The sequence below is a fragment of the Peribacillus sp. Bi96 genome (assembly GCF_918698115.1).
Lineage (GTDB): Bacteria > Bacillota > Bacilli > Bacillales > DSM-1321 > Peribacillus.
On the sequence record NZ_CAKKLV010000056.1, the window covers coordinates 1 to 6,826 of the forward strand.

8 protein-coding genes are annotated in these 6,826 nt (G+C 37.7%); 1 reads left to right on the top strand and 7 read right to left on the bottom strand.

Annotated features, from left to right (window positions below):
• Window positions 1–315: 315 nt before the first annotated feature.
• The 3 genes from LQ203_RS27055 to LQ203_RS27065 all read right to left on the bottom strand — a co-directional run bounded on the left by LQ203_RS27055 (window position 316) and on the right by LQ203_RS27065 (window position 2,129).
• A complete protein-coding gene (locus LQ203_RS27055; protein ID WP_230162994.1) occupies window positions 316–588 on the bottom strand; it encodes a hypothetical protein in 273 nt (90 codons plus the stop codon).
• Window positions 585–770: a hypothetical protein gene (locus LQ203_RS27060; protein ID WP_034306238.1), complete on the bottom strand. Its 186-nt coding sequence runs from the start codon at window positions 768–770 to the stop codon at window positions 585–587. The genes LQ203_RS27055 and LQ203_RS27060 overlap by 4 nt, the downstream gene beginning before the upstream one ends.
• Window positions 771–1,565: 795 nt before the next feature.
• Window positions 1,566–2,129 (bottom strand): carbonic anhydrase, encoded by a 564-nt coding sequence (locus LQ203_RS27065; protein ID WP_230162996.1) that lies wholly within the window; start codon window positions 2,127–2,129, stop codon window positions 1,566–1,568.
• 348 nt (window positions 2,130–2,477) lie between these two features.
• Here LQ203_RS27065 and LQ203_RS27070 point away from each other — a divergent pair.
• Window positions 2,478–3,628, top strand: a protein-coding gene (locus LQ203_RS27070; protein WP_230162998.1) for an IS3 family transposase whose coding sequence is annotated in 2 segments (ribosomal slippage) — window positions 2,478–2,715 and window positions 2,715–3,628 — 1,152 coding nt in all. Because the reading frame shifts where the segments join, the coding sequence is not laid out codon by codon here.
• A 3-nt stretch (window positions 3,629–3,631) separates the two neighbouring features.
• Here LQ203_RS27070 and LQ203_RS27075 read toward each other — a convergent pair.
• The 4 genes from LQ203_RS27075 to LQ203_RS27090 form a co-directional block, all read right to left on the bottom strand.
• The gene (locus tag LQ203_RS27075) at window positions 3,632–3,865 is read right to left on the bottom strand and encodes a hypothetical protein (RefSeq protein ID WP_230163000.1); all 234 of its coding nucleotides are present in this window, start codon (window positions 3,863–3,865) and stop codon (window positions 3,632–3,634) included.
• Window positions 3,866–4,142: 277 nt separating this feature from the next.
• Window positions 4,143–4,298 (bottom strand): hypothetical protein, encoded by a 156-nt coding sequence (locus LQ203_RS27080; RefSeq protein WP_230163002.1) that lies wholly within the window; start codon window positions 4,296–4,298, stop codon window positions 4,143–4,145.
• On the bottom strand, window positions 4,299–4,808 hold the full coding sequence (locus LQ203_RS27085; protein WP_057219379.1) for a DinB family protein: 510 nt from the start codon (window positions 4,806–4,808) through the stop codon (window positions 4,299–4,301).
• A 713-nt stretch (window positions 4,809–5,521) separates the two neighbouring features.
• On the bottom strand, window positions 5,522–6,433 hold the full coding sequence (locus LQ203_RS27090) for a VanZ family protein (protein WP_230163004.1): 912 nt from the start codon (window positions 6,431–6,433) through the stop codon (window positions 5,522–5,524).
• Window positions 6,434–6,826: the final 393 nt, after the last annotated feature.

Below are 6,826 nucleotides of genomic sequence, written 5' to 3' on the forward strand. Positions count from 1 at the left end.
TTTGCCGCTTGCTTCCTTCAGATTCCACGTCACCATGGACACCCTTGCATTAAGCTAACCATTACTACTGCCTTCATGGTTCGGGACTCGCACCCTATAGATTGCACCCATGCCGGGCGCACGAAAAAGCTGCCTTAAAGACAGCTCCGATCTTCAGCTAACGCACCCGTTAGTTCTATAAGAAAAGTAATTCTTATTAAAGAATCGCGCCCTTTAACGGAACAACTCTATTACCACTCAAAGATTTCCTTGATCCATTTTTAAATTTCAGATGTACTTTATCTTTTAGACATAAAAACACCCCTTTAGAGGATATTATCCAAAGGGGTAAAACGGTGCAACTTTATTATAAACGTTCGCCTTTGCTTTTCCTGCTGTTGCAAAGTCATAAATAAGCTGCTCTTGTACCGTTTCCTTGTCACCTTCACCAACGAAATACCAGCCTTTTTCGCCTGAATTTCTATACTCATAACCAGCTTTATTCAATGCTTTTCTTAGTAATTTTTCTGAAAGATGAACATCAGCCCTTTTGGCAATATTCGCTGGTTTATCAGTTTTAATTAACTCTAAGATTTTACCGATTTTCATTTAGTACGCTCACGGGAAAACCAATACTTTGTTTTGATATTTCGATAAGTCCCAATGTCTTTGATCAGCTCGGCAATAAGATCATAACCGCAATATGTGTGCCTCAGCGTGCTAAATTCATCCAATGTGACATAATCATCACTTTTTAATTCAACGTGACACTCTCCACAACAAATCCCCATATCCAACACCTCCAAAAAGTATATTGATATATTCGTCGAAACTTGGTGGTCATCCTTCTTTCGTACAAAAAACAGGTCTATTGACGGTCCTTTAATGTTTCTTAGTTTTTCAAAATTATCTAGACCTAATTATAAAAAACCTTAATAAATAAAGGAGAGTACATATTAGCCATGTATAATATGTACTCTCCTTTTTTCTTTTAGTGAACTAACGCACCCGTTAGCCATCCATGAAGCGCAAAAATCAGCGCTTCACCACAGAGAATGAAAATTGGTCTCTATGTCGATAATGTTTTAATGGCTGGCGAAGAAGGTCGTTGAACTATGGTGCCTTTGAGCCCATCCGTTAGTCTGACTCCGACGACCACGGTGTACCACCGACTGTCGCGCCCTTTTTGGGTAGCACTCATGGGAGATTAATCCTTTTTTGGTCGTCGTGCTAGCCTCTACTTAATTTGCTATGATTGGAGGTTTTTGTTTAACGATTTACCAAACTCAATCAGATCACTCATAAGGCTCAGCCTTTTTTTAAAAAGCGTTTTTACTGGGTCTATTTTGTTGTGGTTTTTTCTGGATTTTGAGCTTTTTTAATTTTCATGGGAGTTCTATAAGAAAGGCACATTATTTGTCTATCTCTTTTACATAATCTTCGATATAGGAAGTTCCACTGCTTAAAAAGGAATACATATAAACTTATGAAAAAGAAAATATGTTTTTTTAGAAATAAAAATAGCCCCGATTAGGGGCTGGGCAACGTAATATTCGAAAGAGAAAGTTAATTTTTCTTTCAACCAATTAATTCTCGTATCCGTTTACTACAACATCCAATTTTCCCGTTTCCGGGCAGATGACAAGTCCATGAACACTAACATTATTTGGAAACATCGGATGGTTTTTGACCATCTTAACGCTTTGTTCGACACTTTCCTCAACCGATTGAAATCCTGTTAACCAACTTTTGATGTCAATACCTGCATTACTTAAGGTTTTTACGACTTCTTTATCTAATCCAGCCTGCTCACATTTTTCTAAGAAAGAATTAGGTTCTAACCCTTTCATCCCACAACCATGATGTCCAACGATAGCGACTTCCTTTGCTCCAAGTTCGTAAATTGCAACTAATATACTCCGCATCACACTTCCAAAAGGGTGTGAAACGATTGCTCCTGCATTTTTAATAAGCTTTACGTCACCATTCTTAATATTCATCGCTTGCGGCAATAATTCAACAAGTCGAGTATCCATACATGTAAGAATAACCATTTTTTTATTAGGAAATTTAGTCGTTTCGTATTTTTCATATTCTTTATTTTTAAAGAATTGTTTATTGTGTTCAAGAATCTCTGAAAGTAATGTCATTTAAATCCCTCCTAATAGTTAATAAAATTATTTCATATCTTTCTTTAATTTTCAATATCCCAACGATTAAGCCTCTATAATTGATCTCGAAGTTATATTTCGTACATTAAAATAGCCGCCAATTGGCGGCCTTCTTATGGCGCTAACGCACCCGTTAGTTCATTAAGAAAAAGGCTGCCGTAGCAACCTTATTTTGAAGTAAAGCACCTTATAGTAGTACAAGTACAGAAATTATTTATTACCTTTTCTGTATCTTTAACTTTCGTTCATCAATATTGGAGTTAGTATAGTTTCATGGACACATTTTAGTTAAGTCCTTACAATGATTTTTGAGAGGATGTGTCCGTCTTGGAACGTAAAAATACAGGTAAAAAATATAATAATGAATTCAAGAAGACTATTGTAGATCTTTATCACTCGGGTAATTCGGTCAAAGAATTAAGCGGCGAATATGGCGTATCAGAAGTTACCATTTATAAATGGGTTAAAGAATTTACCCCTATTGGTATAGGGGAAGAGTCCATGACTCCAAAGGAATTAGCCGCCATACAGAAGGAAAACCTTCGGTTAAAGCAAGAAGTTGAAATCTTAAAAAAGGCTATGGCCATATTCGCGAAAAAGTAACCGAGACAGATCTTACCGAATTTATTGAGGAACACAAGAAACAATATACTGTACAGAAGATGTGTGAAATACTAGAAATCCCAAGAAGCAGCCATTATCAGTCCCTCCAAATAGTCATATCAAATCGCGAACAGGAAAACCAAGAACTCACAAAGGAAATCCATCTCATTTACTTGGAAAGCAAGGGACGATATGGGGCGCCAAAGATTCATGAAAGCTTATTAACCAAAGGGTTTTCCCTAAGTCTAAAGCGTGTTCAACGTTTAATGAGCAAGGCAAGAAGTCGTTCTATTACTAAGAAAAAATACCGTCCCTATCCATCTAAAGAAAAGGTTATTCAATTGGATAATTTGCTAAAACGAGACTTTACTACTCAGACCATTAATGAGAAATGGGTAGCAGATATTACGTATATCCACACGTTAAAAGACGGATGGTGTTATTTAGCTTCGGTATTGGACCTTCATTCTAAGAAAATAGTAGGGTATTCATTTTCTCGTTCAATGACGACAGAGCTGGTCATACAAGCTTTCAATAACGCTCACTTTTCCCAAAATCCCTCGGAGGGCTTAGTTCTTCATACGGATCTTGGCTCACAATATACAAGTAGTGAGTTTACTCAACATATCCAAAATCATCATATTAAGCAATCCTTTAGTCAGAAAGGCTGCCCGTACGATAATGCCTGTATTGAATCCTTTCATGCCCTATTAAAAAAGGAAGAAGTCAACCACGTACAATATCTAGACTATCAAACAGCTAAATTAGCGATGTTCCAATTTATTGAAGGTTGGTATAACCGAAAAAGAATTCACAGCAGCTTGGGCTATCAAACCCCACAAGCCATTGAAGATTTTATTAGGAATACAGCTTAAGATTTAACTTTTTTGTGTCCAAAATATTGACTCAAATCCAATATGTATAGAAAAAGAAAGTACAAGTATTGCTAATGTCACAACTAAAAATAACCAAGTTAATTCTATATCTGTGAAATAATCAACCGTGAGTATAATAAAATTTACAAGATTGAGAATTAAGAATAAATTATTCTTTTTATTAGGTATCTTTTTTTCAAAAAACAATCCCATTGCATATTTAAACTTATTTGACATTAAATTCCCCCTATAAAACTTCAAACTGAACTTAATGGGGTACCACCAGCAAAACGCGGATTTACAACGTTAAGGATATTCCAGCATTAAAAATCCCAATCTCTCAGTGATATAAATGAGAAATTGGGATTTAATTATTCAACAATTGCGCCCTTTTGCGGAATAACCACCAATCCTTATTTGTCATTCGTATGATGTATTGAGCTCTCGTTCTTCGTTAGCTTAACGAAGAGGCCTTGATTTTTTCTTGTTTGAGATTATTATTTTCTTTTCATTTTTAGACAAAATCCAGTCTGCAACCAATCGCTGCTGCTTTTTTCAACCCGTCTTGTCCTCTCTTCATATCAGTCTTTGAACGGGGCGGGAAGGCTGCCATAAAGAAAGAACGGAAGCCGCGTTTTCCGCGCAGCTTCCGTCCCGATCTTCCGGACAACTAACTCAAATACCGATTTCGGATGACCCCCATGTGATGAATCTCGTGTCCTGCGATGCCGTACGCGAGGGCACGCGCCGTAATGCTTGCGTTGTTGGCTGTGCCTTTGCGGGACCACGCCTCCGCCGGTAACCCGCGCAGCAGTGTGATCGTCGATTGCCGTACGGCCCGGTAGTCTTCGGCCAATTGCGCGGTTGTCCAGCTTCCGAAAGGAGGCATGAACAATTCCTGGTCGAAACCGGACAGAGGCGTCTGGTCCCCTCTTGCGAACCGGAGCAGGCGGTAGGTCATGACGCGTTCTCCGTCTGCGATGTGGCCCACGACTTCTTTCAGCGTCCATTTTCCTTCCGCATACCGATACGCGCCATGGCTTTCGGTCAACGATGCCAGCAGCTCGGTCATTTGCTTTTCCTGGGCGAGCAGAATGTCGATGATGTTGCCATCCGGCACCAACCGGATATACTCTCCGAAGTCCCCGGCATATTCTTCTTCTGACGGTCTTTGATTCATGCGTAATCACCTCTCTATGGAGTTATAGAAAATTAAAATGCTCTTTCCAATGCCTACCGCGATTTTTCTGCGAATTTCGTAATTTCGGCATGTATAATGAATTCGCGAAAGGATAAAACTTTCCTTCCAATAATTGAGTGTAAGTAACCACTAAGTTGGTCGGTGGCCACGCTAAACTGCCCTTTAACTTAATAATAATCATCTCAATTTTTCATAATTTCCACAATAAGTTATTCAATATAATGGCCCTTTAATGGAATAACATGACTAACGTTTTTAAACAAATGTAAGGTTTTTTTCATGTTGTAGCTACTGTCAAAAAGCATACTTTATGACACGTAGAAAGATAGCTCTAATCTGTATGTCAAAAGGTGAATTAACTCATTTTGACATATGTCATTTCTTTAAAGGACTTTTTGAAATAACTTTTCTGATTGAACTTAATCCTTAGCGTGGTTTTTTCGCGTTTGGCTGGTGGTACCCCTTAATAAACTATACCATATCGCAAACGGGTCTTCTTCAACTAAACTGCCCCGTTAGTTTAAGTGAATTACTTCACAATAATGAACGATTTACAAATGAAGAAAGTAGTTCCACTTCTAATTGAAGAGCCGATAGTAAATTTAGTGATTAAAGCTTAAAAGAGGGCTCTCGAGACTTTCTCGACAGCCTTTCAGCGATTACCATGGTTTCATTGGTTGTTTGTTTTTTCTTTACTCCCACCAATGCTTCTTTTCACTGAATCCAACGTCCCATAGTTTAGCGTTCCCGGAAACGATAATCGTAATTTCGTTTACCTTATCAAAAAATGGTATCTCTAAAGATTCTGCCCCTTTATTATTGTACTGAGCTCTTACGTTTCCATCTGCCAGTATAGTAACTTCTCCCTTGAAATTACCCTTGTCTGGAATGCCATAATAAGAATAGAACGTCACATCTTTCTTGTTCCCCAAGATGTAAGTGTATGATTTGCTTTTATCCCCTTCACTATTATACACGTTCATTTTAGGTTCTATTTTATTTCCTGCTACGGTGAAACTTGGAAGATTTTCAGTCATAGGCATGGTTCCATTCATTTCTTTCACATCGTGTAATGCTTGAATCGTGCTTTCTCTTGTCGCTACAACATAATTGATAGTTTCCGAGACCACGATTACCCCAACTAGAAGAACACCAATAGATAGAGCCGAAGCAATAAGCTTTTTATAAGAAATTTTTGAAGAAAATCCTACTCTATAGGCGATAAAACCTATCGTTGCACCTAATGTATTGGATATAACATCATCTACATCAAAGCTGCCAAGATAAGTTAAAGCCTGCAGCGATTCCAGAACGAGAATCGTCAAGACAAACAAGGATATGAACTTCCCAAAACTGGAACGATACAACAAAGGAATTACTACTCCAAAAGGGATAAAAGCAGCAATGTTTCCAAATTGGTATAACCATGAAAAAGTTGGTTTTGGAAATCGAAGAGGAACGTTTTCCGGAACAAGCATAAATACATATTCATAATCGCCGGTTGCATGATTTAATCTATTAAAAGCAAAGAACATAAAATATAAAATTAAAATTGTATAAAAAATAGTTCCTATTAAGATGGGTTTCCTTAATTTTATTTCCATAATGTCTCCTTTGATTAATCATATATTTATCCATTATTGTATTATTTTACTAACCCGATGAACAAATCCTATATAATCATTATTTTCTTTACTCCATTGTTGAGTTATTTTCAAAATGATCTCTCCCACTCATTTAATAATGTTTTCTCATTATACCGCACAGTCCGAACACACTTTGCTTATTGAACTATCCTGCCCCTTAGTTGCATAGAATCGAGTAGGAGGAGGCGCCTAGCCTCCGACCTCTCACACCACCGTACGTACCGTTCGGTATACGGCGGTTCAGTTTAAGTCTGACGCAGTTTTGTATATCGTTCATATAGATTTTCTAACCCTTGATGTTGCCAATAAGCATTATTAAGGGTTTTGTCTAGAATAGGGCTATGCGCAATG

What these genes read in the sequence shown, in the direction of transcription:
- LQ203_RS27055 (WP_230162994.1), bottom strand. Translation starts at nt 588, where the DNA reads ATGAAAATCGGTAAAATCTTAGAGTTAATTAAAACTGATAAACCAGCG.
- LQ203_RS27060 (WP_034306238.1), bottom strand. Translation starts at nt 770, where the DNA reads ATGGGGATTTGTTGTGGAGAGTGTCACGTTGAATTAAAAAGTGATGAT.
- LQ203_RS27065 (WP_230162996.1), bottom strand. Translation starts at nt 2,129, where the DNA reads ATGACATTACTTTCAGAGATTCTTGAACACAATAAACAATTCTTTAAA.
- LQ203_RS27075 (WP_230163000.1), bottom strand. Translation starts at nt 3,865, where the DNA reads ATGTCAAATAAGTTTAAATATGCAATGGGATTGTTTTTTGAAAAAAAG.
- LQ203_RS27085 (WP_057219379.1), bottom strand. Translation starts at nt 4,808, where the DNA reads ATGAATCAAAGACCGTCAGAAGAAGAATATGCCGGGGACTTCGGAGAG.
- LQ203_RS27090 (WP_230163004.1), bottom strand. Translation starts at nt 6,433, where the DNA reads ATGGAAATAAAATTAAGGAAACCCATCTTAATAGGAACTATTTTTTAT.